The organism is Micromonospora sp. NPDC048868 (assembly GCF_043198195.1).
Taxonomy (GTDB): domain Bacteria; phylum Actinomycetota; class Actinomycetes; order Mycobacteriales; family Micromonosporaceae; genus Micromonospora; species Micromonospora reichwaldensis.
The window spans coordinates 102,684-125,363 of sequence record NZ_JBICUN010000009.1; the positions used below are offsets into that span (position 1 = coordinate 102,684).

The following is a 22,680-nucleotide window of genomic DNA, read 5'->3' on the forward strand; positions in this document are numbered from 1 at the left end:
GCCAAGTCATAGTTTGCCCGGCTGCCGGAGCCCCTTCCCCGTACCGAAACTGCCTCCGGAAACCTGTTACACCCTCTGGTGTCCCGAGAGGCGAGCTGTAACACTTGACCCCATGTATGGCAACGACTTCTCCGCCGAGGACGCACCCGGCGGTGGCCTGCTCGGCGAGGTCGAGGCGGCGGAGGCGGCCCTGCGGGAGGCCGCCGCACGTGGCCGCCGGGGCGGCGCCCCCGGCCCGGACGAGGACCTCGAGGCGTACTTCGCCGAGGTCATCGACGCCGACCAGAAGATCGAGCCGCGCGACTGGATGCCCGAGGCGTACCGCAAGACGCTGATCCGGCAGATCGCGCAGCACGCGCACTCCGAGATCATCGGCATGCAGCCGGAGGGCAACTGGATCAGCCGCGCCCCCTCGCTCAAGCGCAAGGCGATCCTGCTGGCCAAGGTCCAGGACGAGGCCGGCCACGGCCTCTACCTCTACGCCGCCGCCGAGACCCTCGGGATCAGCCGGGACGAGCTGGTCGAGCTGCTGCTCAACGGCCGGCAGAAGTACAGCTCGATCTTCAACTACCCCACCCTGACCTGGGCCGACGTGGGCGCCATCGGCTGGCTGGTGGACGGCGCCGCCATCGTCAACCAGGTCCCGCTCTGCCGCTGCTCCTACGGGCCGTACGCGCGGGCGATGATCCGGGTCTGCAAGGAGGAGTCGTTCCACCAGCGGCAGGGCTACGAGATCCTGCACACGCTCGCGCACGGCACCCCGGCGCAGAAGGCGATGGCGCAGGACGCCCTCGACCGCTGGTGGTACCCGTCGCTGGCGATGTTCGGCCCGCCGGACACCGACTCCACCCACTCGGCGCAGTCCATGGCCTGGAAGATCAAGCGCTTCTCCAACGACGAGCTGCGCCAGCGCTTCGTGGACATGTGCGTGCAGCAGGCGGAGATCCTCGGCCTGACGATCCCGGATCCCGACCTGCGCTGGAACGAGTCCCGGCAGTCGTACGACTTCACCCAGCCCGACTACGACGAGCTGATGCGGGTGATCAAGGGCAACGGCCCGTGCAACCGGGAGCGGATGGAGCACCGGCGCCGCGCCCACGACGACGGCGCGTGGGTGCGGGAGGCCGCCGCGGCGTACGCCGCCAAGCGGGTGGAGCAGAAGGAGAAGGTAGCGGCGTGAGCGAGCGTAGCGAGCGGACGGAGCAGCGCGGCGTGAGCGCCCCGTCGCCCCTGTGGGAGGTCTTCGTGCGGGCGCGGCGCGGGTTGTCGCACACCCACGTCGGCAGCCTGCACGCCCCCGACGCCGAGCTGGCCCTGCGCAACGCGCGGGACCTCTACACCCGCCGCCAGGAGGGCGTCTCCATCTGGGTGGTGCCGGCGGGCGCGATCACCGCGTCCAGCCCGGACGAGAAGGACGCCTTCTTCGACCCGGCGGCCGACAAGGTCTACCGGCATCCCACCTTCTACGACGTGCCGGACGGGGTGGCCCACCTGTGAACGGCCCCTTCGACTTCGCCCTCGCCCTCGGCGACGACGCGCTCGTCGCGGCGCAGCGGCTGGCCGAGTGGACCACCCGCGCGCCGGAGATGGAGGAGGACATCGCGCTGGCCAACATCGCCCTCGACCAGCTCGGCGCGGCCCGGCTCCTGCTGTCGTACGCGGGCGAGGTGGAGGGCGCCGGCCGGGACGAGGACGCGCTGGCGTTCCTCCGCGACGACCGGGAGTTCCGCAACTGCCTGCTCGTGGAGCTGCCCAACGGCGACTTCGCGGTCACCATGGCGAAGCTGCTCTTCCTGGCGGCCTACCAGCTTCCCCTCTACACCGCGCTGGCCGGCTGCGCCGACGAGCGGCTGGCCGCGATCGGGGCCAAGGCCCGCAAGGAGTCGGCCTACCACCTCGACCACGCCTCGACGTGGGTGCGGCGGCTCGGTGACGGCACCGAGGAGTCGCACCGGCGCATGCAGGCGGCGGTCGACCAGGTCTGGCCGTACGCGCACGAACTGTTCGCCTCCGACCCGGCGGCGCCGGTCGACCCGGCCACCCTGCGGGCCGACTTCGACGCCACCGTCGGTGCCGTGCTTGACGAGGCCACCCTGACCCGGCCGGAGTCCGGCTGGGCGCCGGGCGGCGGGCGGGACGGCGTGCACACCGAGCACCTGTCCTACCTGCTCGCCGAGATGCAGGTGCTGCACCGCGCCCACCCCGGGGCCAACTGGTGAGCGCGAGGAGTGCAGCGCAGCGGAGCCCCGCAGTCGCGAACGGAAGGCGGCACTGGTGAGCGCGAGGAGGCACTGGTGACTCCGAGGGAGGCCGTGGCGGCGGTGGTGGACCCGGAGATCCGGGTGGTCACCATCGACGACCTCGGCATCCTGCGGGCGGTCGACGAGGACCCGGCGACCGGCCGGGTGGTCGTGACCATCACCCCCACCTACACCGGCTGCCCGGCGATGGACGTGATCCGCGCCGACATCCGGCGGGCGCTGGCCGCCGTCGGGCGTCCCGAGGCCGACGTGCGGACCGTCTACAGCCCGGCGTGGAGCACCGACTGGATCTCCGACGCCGGCCGGGCCAAGCTCGCCGCCGCCGGCATCGCCCCGCCGTCGCCCGTACGCGCCGACAACGTGGTGCCGCTGACCCTCGCCGTCCGCTGCCCGCGCTGCGGATCGCCCGAGACCGAGCAGGTCAGCCGCTTCGGCTCGACCGCGTGCAAGGCGCTCTGGCGCTGCCGTTCCTGCCGTGAACCCTTCGACCACCTGAAGGCGCTGTGACTGTCACCATCACCCGCCCGGTCCGTCGCCGGCCGGTCTTCCACCCGCTGTCCGTCGCCGCCGTCGACCGGCTCACCGACGACGCCGTGGCGGTCACCTTCGCCGTGCCGGCGGAGCTGCGGGAGACGTTCGCGTTCTCGGCCGGCCAGCACCTCACCGTCCGCCGCCCCGGCGCCGCCGGTGAGGACGTGCGGCGGTCGTACTCCATCTGCTCCACGCCCGACGACCTGGCCCGGCACGGCCGGCTGCGGATCGGCGTGCGGGAGATCCCCGGCGGCGCCTTCTCCGCCTTCGCCTGCGGCGCGCTGCGCGGCGGCGACACGATCGAGGTGCTGCCGCCACTCGGGCACTTCACCACGGCCCTCGCGCCGGACCGGGCCCGCCACTACGGCGCGGTGGTCGCCGGCTCGGGCATCACCCCGGTGCTCGCGCTGGTCGCGACGGCGCTCGCCGTCGAGCCGGCCAGCACGTTCACGCTGGTGTACGGCAACCGCACGGCGAACACGGTGATGTTCGCCGAGGAGCTGGCCGACCTGAAGGACCGATGGCCCACCCGGCTGCACCTGGTGCACGTGCTCTCCCGGGAGCAGGGCGAGTCGCCGCTGCTCTCCGGCCGGATCGACGCCGACCGGCTGGGCCGGCTGCTGGACACCGTCGTTCCCGGCGACACCGTCGACGAGTGGTTCCTCTGTGGCCCGTACGACATGGTGGTGGACGCCCGGGAGGTGCTCGCCGCGCGCGGCGTGCCGGAGTCGGCGGTGCACACGGAGCTGTTCCACGTCGCCGAGGCCCCGGCCCCGCCGCGACGCCCGGCCGACGAGCCGGGGGGCGGCGCCGAGGTGACCATCCTGCTGGACGGCCGGTCGTCGCGCTTCACGATGCGGCGCGACGAGCGGGTGCTGGACGCGGCGCTGAAGGTGCGCGGCGAGCTGCCCTACGCCTGCAAGGGCGGGGTCTGCTCCACCTGCAAGGCCAAGGTGGTCGACGGCGCGGTCACGATGGCCCGCAACTACGCGCTGGAGCCGGACGAGGTGGCCGCCGGCTACGTCCTCACCTGCCAGTCCAGCCCGACGACCGACCGGCTCACCGTCGACTACGACGCCTGACCGGTCCGCCCGCCGCTCGGCGGGCGCAGCCGGGTCGGCGGGTCGGCGCAGGCACCGCGTCGCACCCGCCGACCCCCCTGCGTGCGGTCAGCTCGGGGCCTTGACCTGGCCGTCGTAGGCGATGCTGCGCCACAGGTCGAACTGGCGGTCGAATGCTGATGGTTCGATCTGTGCGGCGGGAGGGCCCGATCGTGGCGGTCGAGCGGGGCGGTGCGGCGACCGCCCAACATCTATATTCCAGTCCGTCACTGACAGGTGACGCGGCCGACCGGTGTGCCCCGGGCGGACCGGCGGGTCGAGACGGCCGGCGCCGGAGCGCGGGCGGCCGGCCGCCGTGCCCGAGGAACGGAGAGTCGATGGATCAGCAGGTACGACGACGGCGAAGAGCCCTCGTCATCGGTGTCGCCGCCGCTTTGACGGCGGGTGCCGTCGCAGGTGTGCCGGCCCGGGCGGTAAGCGGGGGCAGCCCGGTCACGGACAGCGCGTACGCCTTCGCGGCGAAGGTCACCTTCGGTGAGATGGGCGCCTGCTCCGGGGCGCTGGTCGCGCCCCAGTGGGTGTTGACGGCCCATTCATGCCTTCCCCCCACCCCGGGCCCCCGCTCGACTGCGAGCGCGCCCGCCTGGCCCACCACGGTCACCGTGGGCCGGCTGGATCTGACCACGAACGACGGCCGGGTGCAGCGTGCCAACCTCGTGGTGCCGCACCCGGATCGGAACCTCGCGCTGCTCCGGCTCACGCTGCCGGTGGTCGGCGTCACCCCGGTCGCGCTCGCCACCGGGGCACCCGTGCCGGGCGAGACGTTGCAGGCGCTCGGCTTCGGTCGTACCGCCACCGAGTGGGTGCCCGACAAGCTGCACGGTGCGCCGGTCACGGTCGGCGACGTCTCGGCCACCTCGGTCGCGATCAGCAACGAGCAGGGTGGGCCGACCACCTGCAAGGGCGACGCCGGAGGGCCGGCGGTGCGGGTGGTGGACGGGCGTCCCGAGCTGGTTGCCGTACACGCCACCTCCTGGCAGGGCGGCTGTCTCGCCGAGACGGAGACCCGGCGGGACGCCATCGAGACCCGCACCGACGACCTGGCCGGCTGGATCCGCCAGAACACGCCCAACAACTGCAGTGCCGGTGGCGCGAGTCACGGCCCGGCAGACCAGGCAGGTGTGGTGATCCTGAGCGACTGGACCGGCGACTGCCGCACCGACGCGGTCGTCCAGCTCGCCGACGGCAGGCTGCGGGCGTACCGGTCGAGCGGGGACCTCTCGGGCACCGCCCCGCTCTTCCCGTCGCCCTACCGCTACGTGGGGACGAACTGGGGCGGGGCGAACCGGCCGCGGGCGCTCACCGGGGACTTCACCGGGGACGGCCGGGCGGACATCATCGCGCAGAGCGGCGACGGCACCCTGACCGCCTGGGAGTCGACCGGCGACCTCTCCGCCGACTACCGGCTCTTCGCCGGGGCGTCCGCGATCGTCGGCACCGCCTTCACCAACGGCTCGATCCCCCGCCTGATCCCGGGCGACTTCAACGGCGACGGCCGCACCGACCTTCTCGGTCAGCTGCTCAACGGCACGCTGCGGGTCTGGACGTCGACGGGCGACCTGTCGGCCGACGCCCGGCTGTTCGCCGGGACTACGAGGGACGTCGGCACGGGGTTCACCACCACGGAGGTGCCGCGCATCCTGACCGGCGACTTCAACGGCGACGGGCGGACCGATCTGATCGCCCAGTACGCCGACGGCACCATGAAGGGCTACCCGTCCAGCGGGAATCTTTCCATGGACATGAGGCTCTTCCCGACGACGCTCGCGGCGAAGGTGGTCGGCACCGGTTGGCGGAGTTCCTCGATTCCTCGGATCCTGCCGGCCGACTTCGACGGTGACGGCACCACCGACCTGGTCGCCCAGCTCGCGGACGGGCGGCTGCGGGCGTACCGGTCGTCCGGGGCGATGACCGGCGAGGGGCTGCTGTTCTCCGGGCCCTACCCGTACGTGGGCACGAACTGGGGCACGACGAACCGGCCCCGCATCCTGGTCGGGGACCTCACCGGCGACGGCCGCACCGACCTGATCGGCCAGGACTCCGCCGGCGTCATGCTCGGCTTCCAGTCGACCGGGGACCTGAGCGCCGACTTCAAGCTCTACGCCACCAGCACCAGTGCCGTGGGCAGCGGCTGGACGTCCAGCAGCATCCCGCGCGTCTTCTGACCGGAGGGTGCGGCGTCGTCCGTCGTCGGACGGGCGGCGCCGCACCACCGGCAAGGGTGAACACCGTCACACCCGAGGGGCCGCCGGGCGGGCTGTTCGGCGGCCATCGGCCGGCCCCCTGCGCGGGCGACGTAGGCTCGGGGGGTGAGTGTGAGCCGGGAGATCGACGACATCCTGCAGCGTGGCGCGGACGGCGGGCGGATCACGCCCGAGGAGGCCCTGCTGCTCTACACCGAGGCGCCGTTGCACGCCCTGGGCGAGGCCGCCGACGCGGTGCGCCGCCGCCGCTACCCGGACAACGTCGTCACGTACCTGATCGACCGCAACATCAACTACACGAACGTCTGCGTGACGGCGTGCAAGTTCTGCGCGTTCTACCGGGCCCCCAAGCACAAGGAGGGCTGGACCCACCCGACCGAGGAGATCCTGCGCCGCTGCGGCGAGGCGGTCGAGCTGGGCGCCACCCAGGTCATGCTCCAGGGCGGGCACCACCCGGACTACGGCGTGGAGTACTACGAGGAGTTGTTCTCCTCGGTCAAGAAGGCGTACCCGCAGCTGGCGATCCACTCGATCGGCCCCAGCGAGATCCTGCACATGGCCAAGGTCTCCGGGGTCAGCCTCGACGAGGCCATCGCCCGGATCAAGGCGGCCGGGCTGGACTCGATCGCCGGCGCCGGCGCGGAGATGCTGCCCGCCCGGCCGCGCAAGGCCATCGCGCCGCTGAAGGAGTCGGGCGAGCGCTGGCTGGAGGTCATGGAGCTGGCGCACCGGCAGGGCGTCGAGTCGACCGCCACCATGATGATGGGCACCGGCGAGACCGCCGCCGAGCGGATCGAGCACCTGCGGATGATCCGCGACGTGCAGGACCGCACGAAGGGCTTCCGGGCGTTCATCCCCTGGACGTACCAGCCGGAGAACAACCACCTCAAGGGCCGTACGCAGGCCACCACCCTGGAGTACCTGCGGCTGGTCGCGGTGGCCCGGCTCTTCTTCGAGACGGTGCCGCACCTCCAGGCGTCCTGGCTGACCACCGGCAAGGACGTCGGGCAGCTCGCCCTGCACATGGGCGTGGACGACCTCGGCTCGATCATGCTGGAGGAGAACGTCATCTCCTCGGCCGGCGCGCGGCACCGCTCCAACCTGCACGAGCTGATCGGCATGATCCGCTCGGCGGACCGGATCCCCGCCCAGCGCGACACCCTCTACAACCGGCTGGCCGTGCACCGCACCCCGGCCGACGACCCGACCGACGAGCGGGTCGTCTCGCACTTCTCCTCGATCGCCATGCCGGGCGGCGGCGCCGGGAAGTCCCTGCCGCTTGTCGACGCCCGCTGAGGCAGGGCGTCCGCAGGCACCCGCACCACCGACACCCCACCGTCGTTTGGCGGTGGGGTGTCGTCGTACGTGGACCACTGCGTGGATCACGGGAATACGGAAAGTGACCGTAAATGGCTCGCTCGGCTGGCCGATCGGGTGAATTCCCGTCGGCCGTTGATCTCAATTAGATTGCCGTTCGGAGCCGGTGTCGGGGTGGCCGGGGCAGCAAGACATATCAATCCGGGCATTCCTTAAGTGATTCTTAGCCAGGCTGTTCAACGCGCCCGTTCCGTGGGGTGGCGGGCGTGATCGCTTAGCGCTAACGTCCCCGGCCGTACCTTTCCTTCACCCCAACGGGGGGAACTCTTCCATGATCTTCCGTAACCGTTCGCTGGCGCGTATCGGCGCCGGCGCGCTGCTCGCCTCCGGCGCGTTGACCGCCCTCGGTAGCCCGGCTCACGCCTCGGGCACGGAGACGGACCTCGCGATCGAGGTGGCTGGCACGCGGGTCGCCGCCAACGCGCAGGGCAAGTTCGCCTACGCCAAGGTGACCAACCTCGGCAAGAACACCCCGAGCGAATTGTCCGTGCGGGTGGACGTGTCCAAGGTCGACTTCGACAAGGTCGCCGCCTGGCCGGCCGTCGAGGACGGCTGCGACGTGGAGCTCGCCGGGGAGAAGCCGACCGCGTTCATCTGCCACGCGACGGAGAAGGGCCTGCCGGGCCCGGGCGAGACCACCGACCTGCCGATCGTGCTGTTCAAGAGCGAGGCCGAGGGCACCTACAAGGCCCCGCTCTCCTTCAAGCTCATCTCGAAGGACGACACCAACGCGGCGAACAACACCAAGACCGCGACGCTGGACTTCTCCGACGCCAGCGGGCCGGACCTCTCGGTCGTCGCCGAGGACGTCAAGCAGGCCGTGAAGATCGTCGACGGCAACCCGGTCTACTCCGGCGACCTGCACGCGGGCGGCCGCTCGGCGCTGACCTACTTCATCGCCAACCAGGGTGACAAGGCCGCCGCCGGTCTGAAGATCAGCGTCAAGCTGCCCAAGGGCGTCACCCCGACCGAGGTGGAGCCGGGCTGCGAGTACGCGGCCGACAAGTCCACCTTCACCTGCACCTACGCCAACTTCGGCCTGATCCCGCAGGACGAGGACACCAACCCCGAGGACAAGCTCTACTCGGCCTACGGCTTCTACCACGTGTTCGACGTGGCGGCGGACGTGAAGCCGGGTGCCCTCAAGGGCGGTCTGGTCAGCGTCGAGCCGGTCGGGTCCGCGCCCAGCCGGATGCGGGCGGCCGCGGTCACCCTGCCGGAGAACGTCACCGGCCTGCGGGCGACCGACGTGGACGCCACCGACAACTCCGACGCGTACGCCGTGATCGTCGCGGCGAAGGGCGGCGCGGGCGGCGGCGGTGACGACGACGGCGGCCTGCCGGTCACCGGCGCGCAGACCACGCTGATCGGCGGCATCGGCGGCGCGGTGCTGATCGCGGGCGCGGCCATGTTCATGGTGGCGCGGCGGCGCCGGGTCGTCCTGGTGACCCCGGGCGACGAGAAGCCGACGGCCTGACGGTCGTCCTCCATCGACCCGCGAGGGTCGTTCACATAACGCACGGCAGCGGGGGCGGGATGGGTGACCATCCCGCCCCCGCTGTGCGTCGGACCGTCCGTCCGTCCGGATCGGCCGGACGGATGAAACACGATCTCCCTGCTGGCGTGCCGCTTCGACCTTCGATAGCGTCCGCCCGGGTTCCGCAACCATCCGTTTCTTCCTAACCCCCCGGGGGACCGATGACCCTGTTCCATCGCTCGGCCCTGGCCCGCGCCGGTGCCGTGGCACTCCTCGCGGCGGGTGGCCTGACCACCGTCGCCGTTCCCGCCCAGGCCGCCGACGGGCCGGACCTCGCCCTGACCCCGATCAGCACCCAGCTCGCGAAGGGTGTCGACGCGGCCCGGAGCAAGCCGTTCAAGTTCACCGTCACCAACGTCGGCACGGCCACGGCGGAGGACGTCTCGTTGCGGGTCAACACCCAGCAGCTCAAGGAGAAGCGCGTCGGCTTCCTGGTGCCCGAGAACTGCCGCGCCATCGAGAGCCACCTCTACCAGTGCTCCCTCGGCGACCTGCCCGCCGGCACCAGCAAGGACTTCGGCGTCCCGCTGTTCAGCACGGGCGGCCGGGGCGACGGCGGCAAGCTGGTCGTGCACGTCGTCACCGCGACGCCCGGGGGCAAGGTTCGCGACAAGGTCGTCGTGCCGGTGACCGTCACGAAGCCCGGCTACGACCTCACCGCCTGGGCGCAGGACGTCCAGGCAGGCGTCGTGGTCAACGGCGCGGTGGCCGACGAGCCGGACCTCAGGCCGGTGCGCCGGGGCGAGACCGTCCCGCTGGACTGGGCGGTCTACAACGACGGCAGCCGGCCCGCGACCGGCGTCTTCTACGGCATCACCCTCCCGGCGGGTGTGAGCTTCGTGACGGTGCCGCAGGGCTGCGTCACGCAGGTGTTCCTCGGTAGGGAGCAGGCGTTCTGCGAGGACGCCGGCGCGACCATCCGCCGGGGGCAGTACTACACCGCCGACGTGACGGTGAAGGTCGGCGACGACGTGACCGAGCCGGTGCTGCGGGAGGGCGACCTCTTCGCGTACGGGCTGGACGTCGCCGAGGGCGAGCCGGAGGAGGAGCCGCGGATCGCCGGCCAGGCGCAGCGGAAGGCCTTCTCCGAGGCCGACATGGGCGACAACCACACGGTCTTCGAGGCCTTCGTCGACCTGTCGGCGCAGCCGACCCCGACCCCGACGCCGACCGGTGAGCCGACGCCCACCCCGACGGCGACCCCGACCGGCGTACCCACGGCGGCCCCGACCACCACCCCCGGTGGCGGTGGCGGCGGCGACGGCGGGCTGCCGGTGACCGGCGTGCAGGCCGGGCTGATCGGCGGCATCGGTGCGGCCGTGCTGCTGGCCGGCGGCGCGCTGCTGCTGCTCTCCCGGCGGCGCAGGGTCGTCCTGGTGGCGCCCGGCGACGAGAAGTCGACCGACTGACGTACGACGACGCGGGGGCGGGGTGGGCGACCATCCCGCCCCCGTGGTGTGTCCGGGTGGTGGTGCGGCCGACCCACCGGCCGCCCGCGCGGGCCGGACTGGCAGAGTGGAGGGGTGAGCCGTACCCCGCAGGGCCAGCGCGCCAACCTGGACAAGCAGCCGCACGAGGTCGCCGCGATGTTCGACGGCGTGGCGGCTCGCTACGACCTGACCAACACCGTCCTCTCCTTCGGGCAGGACCGGTTCTGGCGCCGGGCCACCCGGGCCGCGCTCGACCTGCGGCCGGGTGAGCGGGTGCTCGACGTGGGCGCCGGCACCGGCGTGTCCACCGAGGAACTGGCCCAGTCGGGCGCGTACGCGGTGGGCGCCGACCTGTCCCTCGGCATGCTGCGCGTCGGCAAGCGCACCCGTCCCCAGGTGCCGCTGCTGGCCGGGGACGCGTTGAAGCTGCCCTTCGCCGACGCGAGCTTCGATGCGGTGACCATCTCGTTCGCGCTGCGCAACGTGAACGACACCGACGCCGCCCTGCGGGAGCTGGCCCGGGTGACCAGGCCGGGCGGCCGGCTGGTGGTGTGCGAGTTCAGCACCCCGGTGAACCCGGCGTTCCGCACGGTCTACCTGTCGTACCTGATGCGTTCGCTGCCGAGCGTGGCCCGCACCGTCTCCAGCAACCCCGACGCGTACGTCTACCTGGCGGAGTCGATCCGGGCGTGGCCCGACCAGCCGGCCCTGGCCGCGCGGATCGGCGCGGCGGGCTGGGGCAGGGTGGCGTGGCGCAACCTGACCGGCGGGATCGCGGCGCTGCACCGCGCGGTCCGCGTCTAGACCTGTCGGCGCCCTTTCCCTGAATATCCGTTTTTGATCCACTTTGTTCCGTAAGCTCGCCCCCATGACGGGACGACACCAGGCGGTCGGCGCGGAGGCCACCGACGACGACGGGACCGAACTCATCGCCCAGCTCAAGGAGCTGGCCGGCGCGGATCCCGCCGACGTCCGTCAGGTCGTGGCCGAGGTGCTGGCCGCCCTGGACCGCGCCGCCGGCGGCGCGCTGCGCGAGCACCTGCCGGAGACGATCCGGCACGACGCCGGCCTGGATCCGGCCGCCTCCGCCCGGCGCTGAGGCCCGCCCCGGCGCCCCGCCTCCGACCTCGGCCGACGTGTCTCCGGCAAGTTAGGTACCCCTGGTCCGGCGTGGTCATGACGTCGGTCATAGACTCCCACCGTCTGGCTTGTGAAGCATTTCACGAGCATGCGGGAGGAGGCGCGGGATGGCCGCGGTGGAGCATGACGCCGACGTGATCGTCGTGGGCGCCGGTCCCGGTGGGTCGGCTACCGCATACCACCTGGCTCGGCACGGCGTACGGGTGCTGCTGCTGGAGAAGACCGAGTTCCCCCGGGAGAAGGTCTGCGGCGACGGGCTGACCCCGCGCGCGGTGCGGCAGCTCATCCGGATGGGCGTGGACACCTCGCCCGAGGCGGGCTGGCTGCACAACCGGGGCCTGCGGGTCATCGGTGGCGGCGTCCGGCTGGAGCTGGACTGGCCCGACCTGGCGAGCTTCCCCAACTACGGCCTGGTGCGCACCCGGCTCGACTTCGACGACCTGCTCGCCCGGCGCGCCGTCGAGGCCGGCGCCGAGCTGCGCACCGGCGTGAACGTCACCGGCCCGGTGCTGGGCCCGGACGGCCGGGTCACCGGCGTCGAGGCGGAGGTCGGCCCGGGCAAGGAGCCCGCCACCTTCCACGCTCCGCTGGTCGTCGCGGCCGACGGGGTCTCCGGCCGCTTCCCGCTCGCCCTCGGGCTGGCCAAGCGCGAGGACCGGCCGATCGGCGTCGCCGTCCGGCGCTACTACCGCTCGCCCGCCAAGCACGACGACAACTACCTGGAGTCCTGGCTCGAGCTGCGCAGCAAGGACAGCGGCGACAACCTGCTGCCCGGGTACGGCTGGATCTTCGGGCTGGGCGACGGCCGGGTCAACGTCGGCCTCGGGGTGCTCAACTCCTCGTCCGCGTTCGGCAAGACCAACTACCGCCGGCTGCTCACCGACTGGCTGGCCAACACGCCCGCCGACTGGGGCATGACCGACGAGGCGAACGCGGAGGGGCCGATCCTCGGCGCCGCGCTCCCCATGGGCTTCAACCGGGTGCCGCACTACACCCGCGGCGTGATGCTGGTCGGCGACTCCGGCGGCATGGTCAACCCGTTCAACGGCGAGGGCATCGCGTACGCGATGGAGTCCGGCGAGCTGGCCGCGGAGGTGGCCGTGCAGGCGCTCGCGCGCCCGGCCGGCGCGGACCGGGAGCGTGCGCTGACGGCGTACTCGACGGAGCTGAAGCTCCGCTTCGGCGGCTACTACCGGCTCGGCGGCATCTTCGTGAAGCTCATCGGCCGCCCCGAGATCATGCGGATGGCCACGAAGCACGGGATGCCGCACCCGATGCTGATGCGCTTCGTGCTCAAGCTGCTGGCCAACCTGACCGACCCCCGCGACGGGGACGCGATGGACCGCGTCATCAACACGATGACGAGAGTGGCGCCGGCCGTGTAGCCCGAGGAACGAGCCTGCGAGCGCCTGCGGTCGCGAACGAAGGCAGCCCCGTGTGACGGCCCCGTCCACGGTCTGCGATGACCGCAGGTGCGGACAAGGGAGATCGACCCCCGCCGACGACCGTCGCGAGGGACGTGAATAGTGTGATTTTTGACAAGGACCAGGGCAGGGAAGGACGAGCAGGAGAAAACGATGTCGCTCTCGCCTTATGCACCGATCATCGGGCTGTTCGCCCTCGCCGCGGGGTTCGCGCTGTTCTCCGTGGCCGCTGCCCGCTTCGCCGGTCCCCGGCGCTACAACAAGGCCAAGCTCGAGGCGTACGAGTGCGGCATCGAGCCCAGCCCGCAGCCGGTCGGCGGCGGCCGGTTCCCGATCAAGTTCTACCTGACGGCGATGCTCTTCATCGTCTTCGACATCGAGATCATCTTCCTCTACCCCTGGGCGGTCTCGTTCGACGCCCTGCCGATCTTCGGCTTCGTGGAGATGGTCCTGTTCATCGTCGCTGTCTTCGTCGCGTACGCCTATGTCTGGCGGCGTGGCGGCCTGGACTGGGACTGAGGGAGGAACCTCAGATGGGTATCGAGGAGAAGCTTCCCGCCGGTGTCCTGCTCACCTCGGTGGAGAAGCTGGTCAACTGGTCGCGGAAGACGTCGGTCTGGGGGGCCACCTTCGGTCTGGCCTGCTGCGCGATCGAGATGATGGCCGCCGGTGGCCCGCACTACGACATGGGCCGCTGGGGCATGGAGGTCTTCCGGGCGTCGCCCCGGCAGGCCGACCTGATGATCGTGGCCGGCCGGGTGAGCCAGAAGATGGCCCCGGTGCTGCGCCAGATCTACGACCAGATGGCGGAGCCCCGCTGGGTCATCTCGATGGGCGTCTGCGCCAGCAGCGGCGGCATGTTCAACAACTACGCCATCGTGCAGGGCGTCGACCACATCGTCCCGGTCGACATGTACCTGCCCGGCTGCCCGCCCCGGCCCGAGATGCTCATCGACGCGGTCCTCAAGCTGCGCGAGAAGATCGGGCACGAGCCGCTCGGCCCGAACGGCCGCAAGATGCTCGAGGCGCGCAAGGCCCGCGGCGACGTTCCGGTCGTCCCCTACGGCTCGATGCCGTCGTCGTACCGCAGCGACAAGGCCCGGCGGGCCGAGTGGACCAAGGCGGTCCGTGAGGGTCGCGAGGAGCAGCTGCGGATCGAGAACTGGATGAAGGCCCAGAACCACCTGCAGCACGGGGGTGTCCAGAAGTGACCGCGCCTCAGGACAGGCAAGACGACGGCGGCGTGCCGGTTCCGGTCACGCCGGCCGGCGCCAGCACCACCGCACCCGCCGAGTACCCCCCGGCCAGCCCGGCCGGCCGGGGCATGTTCGGCAACCAGGGCTCCGGCGACGTGTCCGGCTTCGGCGGCCTCGTCCGCCAGCGCCGGACCATCGAGGACGCCCCCCGGCCGTACGGGGGCTACTTCGACGAGGTCCGCGACGCGCTGGAGGAGGCGTACCCGGACTTCGCCGACGCCGTCGAGAAGGTCGTGGTCGACCGGGGCGAGCTGACCCTGCACATCCGCCCCGAGCGGATCGCCGAGGTCTGCCAGGTGATGCGCGACGACATGGCGCTCCGCTTCGAGCTCTGCTCCTCGGTCTCCGGGGTCGACTACCTCGGCGCCGACGCCCGCCGCCTGCACGTCGTCTACCAGCTCACCTCGATGACCTACCGCCGCACGGTGCGGCTGGAGGCAGCGGTCTCCGTCGAGGACCCGCACCTGCCGAGCGTCACGTCGATCTACCCGACGGCGGACTGGCAGGAGCGCGAGGCGTACGACATGTTCGGCATCGTCTTCGACGGCCACCCCAACCTGACCCGGATCCTCATGCCGGACGACTGGGAGGGGCACCCGCAGCGCAAGGACTACCCGCTCGGCGGCGTACCCGTCGAGTACAAGGGCGCTGAGATCCCGCCGCCGGACCGGAGGAGGTCCTACCAGTGACCACGTCGAACTACGCCACCGAGCGCGACACCACCGAGGGGAAGGTCTTCACCGTCACCGGTGGCGACTGGGACAGCGTCGTCTCGGGGGCCGACCCCATCAACGACGAGCGCATCGTCGTCAACATGGGTCCGCAGCACCCGTCGACGCACGGCGTGCTCCGGCTGATCCTGGAGCTGGAGGGCGAGACGGTCCGCGAGGCCCGCTCGGTCGTCGGCTACCTGCACACCGGCATCGAGAAGAACCTCGAATACCGCAACTGGGTCCAGGGCAGCACCTTCGTGACCCGGATGGACTACCTCGCCCCGATCTTCAACGAGACGGGGTACGCGCTGGCGGTGGAGAAGCTGCTCGGGATCTCCGACCAGATCACCGAGCGGGCGAACACCATCCGGGTCCTGATGATGGAGCTGAACCGGATCTCCTCGCACCTGGTCTGGGTGGCCACCACCGCCATGGAGCTGGGCGCCATCAACATGATGCTCTACGGCTTCCGCGAGCGTGAGTACATCCTGGAGATCTTCGAGATCATCACCGGCCTGCGGATGAACCACGCGTACGTCCGTCCGGGCGGCGTGGCCCAGGACGTGCCGGACGAGGCGATCGTCAAGATCCGCGAGTTCCTCAAGCTGCTGCCGAAGCGGCTCAAGGAGTACGAGAACCTCCTCTCCGGGCAGCCCATCTGGCTCGAGCGGACCAAGAACGTCGCGGTGCTCGACGTGACGGGCTGCCTCGCGCTCGGCGTGACCGGCCCGGTGCTGCGTTCGGCCGGCCTCGCCTGGGACCTGCGCAAGACCATGCCGTACTGCGGCTACGAGACGTACGAGTTCGACGTGCCGACGCACACCGACGGCGACGTGTGGGGCCGCTACCTGGTCCGGCTCGCCGAGATCCGGGAGTCGCTCAAGCTCGTCGAGCAGGCGTTGGACCGGCTCAAGCCGGGCCCGGTGATGGTGGCCGACAAGAAGATCGCCTGGCCGGCGCAGCTCGCCATCGGCGTCGACGGCATGGGCAACTCGCTGGAGCACGTCGCCAAGATCATGGGTCAGTCGATGGAGTCGCTGATCCACCACTTCAAGCTCGTCACCGAGGGCTTCCGGGTGCCGCCGGGCCAGGTCTACGTCGGCATCGAGTCGCCCCGCGGCGAGCTGGGCGTGCACGCCGTCTCCGACGGTGGCACCCGGCCCTACCGGGTGCACTACCGGGAGCCGAGCTTCGTCAACCTCCAGGCGCTCCCGGCGATGGCCGAGGGCGGCCTGATCGCCGACGTGATCGCCGGTGGCGCCTCGCTGGACCCCGTCATGGGCGGGTGTGACAGGTGAGCGCGAGGAGTGAGCTTGCGAGCCCCGCAGTCGCGAACGGAAGGCGACGCTGATGAGTGTTTTCACTGACGAGACCAGGGAGCGGGCGCGGGAGATCATCGCCCGCTATCCGGCCGACCGGTCCCGGTCGGCGCTGCTGCCGCTGCTGCACCTGGTGCAGTCCGAGGAGGGCTACGTCTCCCCGGCCGGTGTGGCGTTCTGCGCCGAGGTGCTGGGCCTGAACAAGGCCCAGGTGGGGGCGGTCGCCACCTTCTACACCATGTACAAGCGCCGGCCGACCGGCGACTACCTGGTGAGCGTCTGCACCAACACGATGTGCAACGTGCTCGGCGGCCAGGAGGTCTACGACACCCTCACCGAGCACCTCGGCGTGGGGCACGACGAGACCACCGCCGACGGGAAGATCACCCTGGAGCACGCCGAGTGCCTGGCGGCGTGCGACTACGGCCCGGTGATGACCGTCAACTACGACTTCTTCGACGGTGTGGACCCGCAGACCGCGCGTGGCGTCGTCGACGAGCTGCGCGCCGGTGGCCGGCCGATGCCGACCCGGGGCGCCCGGCTCTGCACCCTCAAGGAGATGGCGGTGCAGCTCGCCGGCTTCGCCGACGAGCGGGAGGGCGCGGTCGCCGACGGCGGCCCGGGGGAGCCCACCCTGCGGGGGCTGCGGCTGGCGCAGGAGCACGGCATCTCCGTGCCGGGCTTCGACCCGAACACCCCGATCCGCAGCAAGGCCGAGGCCGACAAGGCCGCCGCCGAGGCGAAGGCCAGGAGCGAGGCCGCGAAGCCGGCTCCCGAGCCGGCCAAGGCCGCGCCGGCCCCGAGCGGCAACGGCACCCGGCCCGCCACGGGCAACGCGGGCACCGGCGAGCCTGCACCCGCCGCCGAGGCGGCCGGCAGCACCACCCGTGACGTCAGGGCGCCGGACGCCAAGTCGCCCGAGGTGCGTACCGCCGAGACCCGGCAGCCCGACGCGGCGACCGCCGTGCCGGACGCCCCGGGCACCAAGGTTCCGGTGGACGGCGCCCCGCCGGCTCCCCGCGACGCGCAGGAGGCGGAGGCCGCCGGGGCGGCGGCCAACGCGCCGGCCGGCGACGGCAAGCCCGCCGGCGACGAGGCCGGTGCGCAGCAGCGCAACCTCAAGGAAGCCGAGGCGGGCGCCGGTGGCGCGGGCTCCGCCGTCGCGAGCGAGACGGGGGTCCAGAAGTGACCACTCCCCGGCCGGAGACCCTGGCCAAGCTGACGCCGGTACTCACCAAGCGCTGGCTCTCGCCGGACGCCTGGCGGATCGGCACCTACGAGAAGCTCGACGGCTACGCGGCCCTGCGCAAGGCGCTCAAGGCGCACCCGGACGACCTGATCCAGCTGATCAAGGACTCCGGCCTGCGCGGTCGCGGCGGCGCCGGCTTCCCGACCGGCCTCAAGTGGGGGTTCATCCCGCAGGGCGACGGCAAGCCGCACTACCTCGTCGTCAACGCCGACGAGGGGGAGCCGGGCACCTGCAAGGACCTCCCGCTGATGACGCACGACCCGCACGCCCTCGTCGAGGGCGTGATCATCGCGTCGTACGCGATCCGGGCCAGCCGCGCCTACATCTACATCCGGGGCGAGGCGGTGCACGCCGCACGCCGGCTGCGCAACGCCGTACGGGAGGCCACCGCCAAGGGCTACCTGGGCCGGAACATCCTCGGCTCCGGGTACGACCTGGAGCTGGTGGTGCACTCGGGCGCCGGGGCGTACATCTGCGGCGAGGAGACCGCGCTGCTGGACTCGCTGGAGGGCTTCCGGGGCCAGCCCCGGCTGCGCCCGCCGTTCCCGGCGACCCACGGCCTGTACGCGAGCCCGACGGTGGTCAACAACGTCGGCACCATCGCCAGCGTCCCCTACATCGTGCTGGGCGGCGCCGACTGGTGGAAGACCATGGGCACGGAGAAGTCGTCCGGCCCGATGATCTACTCGCTCTCCGGCCGGATCGCCAACCCCGGCCAGTTCGAGTGCGGCATGGGCGTCACCCTGCGGGAGCTGATCGAGCTGGCCGGCGGCATGCAGCCCGGTCACAACCTGAGGTTCTGGACGCCGGGTGGCTCGTCGACGCCGCTGCTCACCGCCGAGCACCTGGACGTGCCGCTGGACTTCGAGGGGGTGGCGGCGGCCGGCTCGATCCTCGGCACCACGGCCACCCAGATCTTCTCCGACCAGGACTGCCCGGTCTACGCGACCTACCGGTGGCTGGAGTTCTACCACCACGAGTCGTGCGGCAAGTGCACCCCGTGCCGCGAGGGCAACTACTGGATGGTCCGGGTCTACCGGCGGATCCTCGCCGGTCAGGGCACCCACGAGGACCTGGACACCCTGCTGGACACCTGCGACAACATCCTCGGCCGATCGTTCTGCGGCCTGGGTGACGGCGCGACCAGCTCGGTGACCTCGTCGCTGAAGTACTTCAAGCAGGACTACCTCGACTACATCGAGGGGCGCACGGCGCCGAAGCTGTCCGACAAACAGTTGGTGGGAGCCCACTAATGACTGACGTCGTCAAGGCCCCGGAAACCGTCACGCTCACCATCGACGGCGTCGAGGTCACCGCCCCGAAGGGGGCGCTCCTGATCCGGGTCGCCGAGCAGTTGGGCACCGAGATCCCCCGGTTCTGCGACCACCCGCTGCTGGCCCCGGCCGGCGCGTGCCGGCAGTGCCTGGTCGAGGTGGAGGGGCAGCGCAAGCCCGTCGCCTCCTGCACCCAGACCGTCGCCGACGGCATGGTCGTACGCACCCAGCTCACCTCCCCGGTCGCCAAGAAGGCGCAGGAGGGGGTCATGGAGCTGCTGCTGCTGAACCACCCGCTCGACTGCCCGATGTGCGACAAGGGCGGCGAGTGCCCGCTGCAGAACCAGGCGATGTCCACCGGACGCTCCGACTCGCGCTTCCACGAGCACAAGCGGGAGTACCCGAAGCCGCTGCCGATCAGCACGCAGGTGCTGCTCGACCGCGAGCGCTGCGTGCTCTGCCAGCGCTGCACCCGGTTCTCCGAGGAGATCGCCGGCGACAAGTTCATCGACCTGATGGGCCGGTCGTCCGCCGAGGAGATCAACATCTACCGGGACGAGGACTACGGCGTCGAGACGGGCGCGGGCTGCCCCGGCTCGGCCGCCGACGAGTCCGGGGACGTGCCGTTCAACTCGTACTTCTCCGGGAACACGGTGCAGATCTGCCCGGTCGGCGCGCTGACCGGCACCCAGTACCGGTTCCGGGCCCGGCCGTTCGACCTGGTCTCCTCCCCGAGCGTCTGCGAGCACTGCTCGGCCGGGTGCGCCCAGCGCACCGACTGGCGGCGGGGCAAGGTGCTGCGCCGGCTGGCCGGCGACGACCCGGCGGTGAACGAGGAGTGGAACTGCGACAAGGGGCGGTGGGGCTTCCAGTACACCCGCGCCTTCGACCGGCTCACCACCCCGCTGGTCCGCGACCCGCAGACCGGCGAGCTGCGTGAGGCGGCGTGGAGCGAGGCGCTGGCCGTCGCCGCCGAGGGGCTGCGCGCGGCGCGGGACGGCGGGCGGGGCACGGCGGTGCTCACCGGCGGTCGGCTGACCGTCGAGGACGCCTACGCCTACGCGAAGTTCGCCCGGGTCGCGCTGAACACGAACGACGTCGACTTCCGGGCCCGGCCGGTCTCCCGCGAGGAGACGGACTTCCTGGCCAGCTCGGTCGCCGGGGTCACCGACGTCACGTACGCCGACGTCGAGAAGGCGCCGGCCGTGGTGCTGGTCGGGCTGGAGCCGGAGGAGGAGTGCCCGATCCTCTTCCTGCGGCTGCGCAAGGCGTACCTGAAGAAGAAGCTGACGGTCTACGCGATCGCGCCGTTCGCCACCCGCGGCCTGGAGAAGCTCGGGGCCAAGCTGGCCCGGGTGGTGCCGGGCGAGGAGGCGACCGTGCTCGCCGAGCACGCGACGGTGGCCGAGGCGCTCAGCGCCGAGGGCGCGATCCTGATCGTCGGCGAGCGGCTGGCCAGCGTGCCGGGCGGCCTCTCCGCGGCGGCCGACGTGGCCCGGCGTACCGGCGCGAAGCTGGCCTGGGTGCCGCGGCGCGCGGGTGACCGCGGCGCGGTCGACGCGGGCTGCCTGCCCAACCTGCTTCCCGGCGGCCGCCTGGTCAACGAGCCGGCCGCCCGGGCCGAGCTGGGTGAGGCGTGGGACATCCCCGCCGGGGTGATCCCGAGCCAGGCCGGCCGGGACACCGACGCGATCCTCGCCGCCGCCGCCGGCGGTCAGCTCGGCGCGCTGGTGGTGGCCGGGGTCGACCCGGCCGACCTGGCCGACCCGCGGCTGGCCGAGAAGGCCCTGGACGAGGTGCCGTTCCTGGTCAGCCTGGAGCTGCGGATGAGCGCGGTGGCCCGGCGGGCCGACGTGGTCTTCCCCGTCGCCCCGGTGGTCGAGAAGGCCGGCAGCTTCCTGGACTGGGAGGGGCGGCTGCGCACCTTCGAGGCGGTGCTGCGCACCGCCGCGATGACCGACGGCCGCGTGCTGGACGCGCTCGCCGCGCAGCTCGACGTGCAGCTCGGCACCGGTGACGTGCTCAGCGTCCGCCGCGAGCTGGGCGCGCTGCCGCGGACCCGGACCGACCGCCCCGCCGCCCCGTCGGTGGAGCCGGCCACGGTGCGGGAGCCGGGCGCCGGTGAGGCGGTGCTCGCCACCTGGCACCAGCTGATCGACCTGGGCAGCCTCACCGACGGCGACGAGCACCTCGCCGGCACCGCCCGCCCGCCGGTGGTCCGGCTGGGCAAGGGCACCGCGGAGGCGCTCGGCGTCGCCGACGGCGACCCGGTGACGGTGGGCACCGACCGGGGGGCGCTGACCCTGCCGGCGGCGATCACCGAGATGCCGGACGGCGTCGTCTGGCTGCCGACCAACTCGCCCGGCTCGACCGTGCGACGCAGCCTCGGCGCGACGTCCGGAGCGCTCGTGCGGATCTCCGCCGCCGCGGTCGCCGCCGACGCGGCGGACCGCCCGGGCCCGCTCCTCAACGCAGGGGGTGTACAGCAGTGAACGCGGTCTACCTGGCCCAGGATCCGACGCTTGCCGACTTCGGCCGGGATCCCTGGTGGCTGGTCCTCGGCAAGATCGTCTTCGCGTTCGTCGTCGCCGTGCTGGCCACGCTGCTCGGCGTCTGGTTCGAGCGCCGGGTCGTGGGCCGCATGGCCGTGCGGCCCGGCCCCAACCAGGCCGGCCCGTTCGGTCTGCTGCAGACCCTCGCCGACGGCCTGAAGCTCGCCTTCAAGGAGGACCTCCTCCCGCGGACCGCCGACAAGGTCGTCTTCTTCTTCGCCCCGGTGATCTCGGTGGTCTGTGCGATCACCGCGCTGTCGGTGATCCCGTTCGGGCCGATGGTCAGCATCTTCGGGCACCGGACGCCGCTACAGGTCACCGACGTGCCGGTGGCGGTGCTGGTGGTGCTGGCCCTCTCCTCGCTGGCCGTGTACGGCATCGTGCTCGGCGGCTGGGCCAGCGGCTCCACCTACCCGCTGCTCGGCGGCCTGCGCTCCGCCGCCCAGCTGGTCTCGTACGAGGTCACGATGGGCCTGAGCGTCGTCGCGGTCTTCATGACCGCCGGCACCATGTCGACAAGCGGGATCGTCGCCGCCCAGGGTGACGGCACCCGGCTGAGCATCGGGGGCTTCGAGGTTCCGGCCCCCGGCTGGTACGCGCTCCTGCTGCTCCCCAGCTTCATCATGTTCTTCATCGCCATCGTCGGTGAGACGAACCGGGCGCCGTTCGACCTGCCCGAGGCGGAGTCGGAGCTGGTGGCGGGCTTCCAGACGGAGTACAGCTCGCTGAAGTTCGCGCTCTTCATGCTCAGCGAGTACGTCGCGATGGTGACCATGTCGGCCTTCACCGTGACGCTCTTCCTCGGCGGCTGGCACGCGCCGTGGCCGATCACCAGCATCTGGGCGGGCGCCAACTCCGGCTGGTGGCCGATGCTGTGGTTCTTCGGCAAGGTCGTCATGCTGGTGTTCGTCTTCGTCTGGCTGCGGGGCACCCTGCCCCGGCTGCGCTACGACCAGTTCATGCGCTTCGGCTGGAAGGTCCTGCTCCCGATCAACCTGGTCTGGATCCTGGTCCTGGCCGGCCTGCGCTCGATCGAGGACTGGGACTCGCGCAGCAAGCTGATCGCCGTCGGCATCCCCGCCGGCATCCTGCTGCTCGCCACGCTGCTCTGGCCGAGCCGGAAGCAGCAGCCGAAGCCGACGGTCCAGGAGCAGGTCAACGACCGGCCGCACGGCAGCTTCCCGCTGCCCCCGATGGACCTGCAGGTACCACCGAGCCCGCGCACGAGGCGCGTGGTCGCCGAGCGGGAACCGGCCAACATCGCCGCCGGCCCGGACTCCAGGGAGGTGTGA

At 71.9% G+C, this 22,680-nt stretch carries 20 protein-coding genes; all 20 read left to right on the forward strand.

Going from position 1 to position 22,680, the window contains the following annotated elements; translation table 11 throughout:
* The first annotated feature begins 112 nt into the window (after window positions 1-112).
* Entirely contained in the window at window positions 113-1,180 is a 1,068-nt protein-coding gene (gene paaA / locus ACGFNF_RS16630; RefSeq protein ID WP_357576710.1) for a 1,2-phenylacetyl-CoA epoxidase subunit PaaA, read from the forward strand.
* A complete protein-coding gene (paaB, locus tag ACGFNF_RS16635; RefSeq protein ID WP_101413756.1) occupies window positions 1,177-1,497 on the forward strand; it encodes a 1,2-phenylacetyl-CoA epoxidase subunit PaaB in 321 nt (106 codons plus the stop codon). Before paaA ends, paaB begins: the two co-directional genes overlap by 4 nt.
* A complete protein-coding gene (gene paaC, locus ACGFNF_RS16640; protein ID WP_357576711.1) occupies window positions 1,494-2,219 on the forward strand; it encodes a 1,2-phenylacetyl-CoA epoxidase subunit PaaC in 726 nt (241 codons plus the stop codon). The genes paaB and paaC overlap by 4 nt, the downstream gene beginning before the upstream one ends.
* Before the next feature lie 72 nt (window positions 2,220-2,291).
* A complete protein-coding gene (gene paaD, locus ACGFNF_RS16645) occupies window positions 2,292-2,768 on the forward strand; it encodes a 1,2-phenylacetyl-CoA epoxidase subunit PaaD (protein ID WP_357576816.1) in 477 nt (158 codons plus the stop codon).
* Complete coding sequence (gene paaE / locus ACGFNF_RS16650) at window positions 2,765-3,874, forward strand: 1,2-phenylacetyl-CoA epoxidase subunit PaaE (protein ID WP_357576712.1); 1,110 nt, start codon at window positions 2,765-2,767, stop codon at window positions 3,872-3,874. The genes paaD and paaE overlap by 4 nt, the downstream gene beginning before the upstream one ends.
* Before the next feature lie 356 nt (window positions 3,875-4,230).
* Complete coding sequence (locus ACGFNF_RS16655; RefSeq protein WP_393168768.1) at window positions 4,231-6,078, forward strand: FG-GAP-like repeat-containing protein; 1,848 nt, start codon at window positions 4,231-4,233, stop codon at window positions 6,076-6,078.
* 144 nt (window positions 6,079-6,222) lie between these two features.
* On the forward strand, window positions 6,223-7,413 hold the full coding sequence (gene mqnC / locus ACGFNF_RS16660) for a cyclic dehypoxanthinyl futalosine synthase (RefSeq protein ID WP_151456466.1): 1,191 nt from the start codon (window positions 6,223-6,225) through the stop codon (window positions 7,411-7,413).
* A gap of 352 nt (window positions 7,414-7,765) precedes the next feature.
* Entirely contained in the window at window positions 7,766-8,971 is a 1,206-nt protein-coding gene (locus tag ACGFNF_RS16665) for an LPXTG cell wall anchor domain-containing protein (RefSeq protein ID WP_357576714.1), read from the forward strand.
* Between the two features lie 221 nt (window positions 8,972-9,192).
* Window positions 9,193-10,440, forward strand: coding sequence for a cell wall anchor protein (locus ACGFNF_RS16670; RefSeq protein WP_393168770.1), 1,248 nt, complete (start codon window positions 9,193-9,195; stop codon window positions 10,438-10,440).
* 114 nt (window positions 10,441-10,554) lie between these two features.
* Entirely contained in the window at window positions 10,555-11,265 is a 711-nt protein-coding gene (locus ACGFNF_RS16675) for a demethylmenaquinone methyltransferase (protein ID WP_151454888.1), read from the forward strand.
* Window positions 11,266-11,329: 64 nt separating this feature from the next.
* Window positions 11,330-11,560 carry a hypothetical protein gene (locus tag ACGFNF_RS16680; RefSeq protein WP_393168773.1) on the forward strand — a complete coding sequence of 77 codons (231 nt, stop codon included), beginning with the start codon at window positions 11,330-11,332 and terminating at the stop codon, window positions 11,558-11,560.
* Between the two features lie 148 nt (window positions 11,561-11,708).
* The gene (locus tag ACGFNF_RS16685; RefSeq protein ID WP_132232124.1) at window positions 11,709-12,986 is read left to right on the forward strand and encodes a geranylgeranyl reductase family protein; all 1,278 of its coding nucleotides are present in this window, start codon (window positions 11,709-11,711) and stop codon (window positions 12,984-12,986) included.
* Between the two features lie 192 nt (window positions 12,987-13,178).
* On the forward strand, window positions 13,179-13,544 hold the full coding sequence (locus tag ACGFNF_RS16690; RefSeq protein ID WP_111134310.1) for an NADH-quinone oxidoreductase subunit A: 366 nt from the start codon (window positions 13,179-13,181) through the stop codon (window positions 13,542-13,544).
* 14 nt (window positions 13,545-13,558) lie between these two features.
* On the forward strand, window positions 13,559-14,236 hold the full coding sequence (locus tag ACGFNF_RS16695; RefSeq protein ID WP_132232122.1) for an NADH-quinone oxidoreductase subunit B family protein: 678 nt from the start codon (window positions 13,559-13,561) through the stop codon (window positions 14,234-14,236).
* Window positions 14,233-14,970, forward strand: a complete 738-nt coding sequence (locus ACGFNF_RS16700) for an NADH-quinone oxidoreductase subunit C (RefSeq protein ID WP_132232120.1) — start codon at window positions 14,233-14,235, stop codon at window positions 14,968-14,970. Before ACGFNF_RS16695 ends, ACGFNF_RS16700 begins: the two co-directional genes overlap by 4 nt.
* Window positions 14,967-16,292, forward strand: a complete 1,326-nt coding sequence (locus ACGFNF_RS16705; RefSeq protein WP_311413645.1) for an NADH-quinone oxidoreductase subunit D — start codon at window positions 14,967-14,969, stop codon at window positions 16,290-16,292. The genes ACGFNF_RS16700 and ACGFNF_RS16705 overlap by 4 nt, the downstream gene beginning before the upstream one ends.
* A 52-nt stretch (window positions 16,293-16,344) precedes the next feature.
* Window positions 16,345-17,502: an NADH-quinone oxidoreductase subunit NuoE gene (nuoE, locus tag ACGFNF_RS16710; protein ID WP_357576716.1), complete on the forward strand. Its 1,158-nt coding sequence runs from the start codon at window positions 16,345-16,347 to the stop codon at window positions 17,500-17,502.
* Window positions 17,499-18,815: an NADH-quinone oxidoreductase subunit NuoF gene (nuoF, locus tag ACGFNF_RS16715; protein ID WP_132232114.1), complete on the forward strand. Its 1,317-nt coding sequence runs from the start codon at window positions 17,499-17,501 to the stop codon at window positions 18,813-18,815. The genes nuoE and nuoF overlap by 4 nt, the downstream gene beginning before the upstream one ends.
* Window positions 18,815-21,328, forward strand: a complete 2,514-nt coding sequence (locus ACGFNF_RS16720; protein WP_357576717.1) for an NADH-quinone oxidoreductase subunit G — start codon at window positions 18,815-18,817, stop codon at window positions 21,326-21,328. Before nuoF ends, ACGFNF_RS16720 begins: the two co-directional genes overlap by 1 nt.
* Window positions 21,325-22,680: an NADH-quinone oxidoreductase subunit NuoH gene (nuoH, locus tag ACGFNF_RS16725; RefSeq protein ID WP_311413649.1), complete on the forward strand. Its 1,356-nt coding sequence runs from the start codon at window positions 21,325-21,327 to the stop codon at window positions 22,678-22,680. The genes ACGFNF_RS16720 and nuoH overlap by 4 nt, the downstream gene beginning before the upstream one ends.

Coding starts and splice junctions, on each gene's coding strand:
- ACGFNF_RS16695 (WP_132232122.1), top strand. CDS start 13,559: ATGGGTATCGAGGAGAAGCTTCCCGCCGGTGTCCTGCTCACCTCGGTG.
- ACGFNF_RS16670 (WP_393168770.1), top strand. CDS start 9,193: ATGACCCTGTTCCATCGCTCGGCCCTGGCCCGCGCCGGTGCCGTGGCA.
- ACGFNF_RS16655 (WP_393168768.1), top strand. CDS start 4,231: ATGGATCAGCAGGTACGACGACGGCGAAGAGCCCTCGTCATCGGTGTC.
- ACGFNF_RS16690 (WP_111134310.1), top strand. CDS start 13,179: ATGTCGCTCTCGCCTTATGCACCGATCATCGGGCTGTTCGCCCTCGCC.
- ACGFNF_RS16720 (WP_357576717.1), top strand. CDS start 18,815: ATGACTGACGTCGTCAAGGCCCCGGAAACCGTCACGCTCACCATCGAC.
- paaA (WP_357576710.1), top strand. CDS start 113: ATGTATGGCAACGACTTCTCCGCCGAGGACGCACCCGGCGGTGGCCTG.
- ACGFNF_RS16680 (WP_393168773.1), top strand. CDS start 11,330: ATGACGGGACGACACCAGGCGGTCGGCGCGGAGGCCACCGACGACGAC.
- nuoE (WP_357576716.1), top strand. CDS start 16,345: ATGAGTGTTTTCACTGACGAGACCAGGGAGCGGGCGCGGGAGATCATC.
- ACGFNF_RS16665 (WP_357576714.1), top strand. CDS start 7,766: ATGATCTTCCGTAACCGTTCGCTGGCGCGTATCGGCGCCGGCGCGCTG.
- ACGFNF_RS16685 (WP_132232124.1), top strand. CDS start 11,709: ATGGCCGCGGTGGAGCATGACGCCGACGTGATCGTCGTGGGCGCCGGT.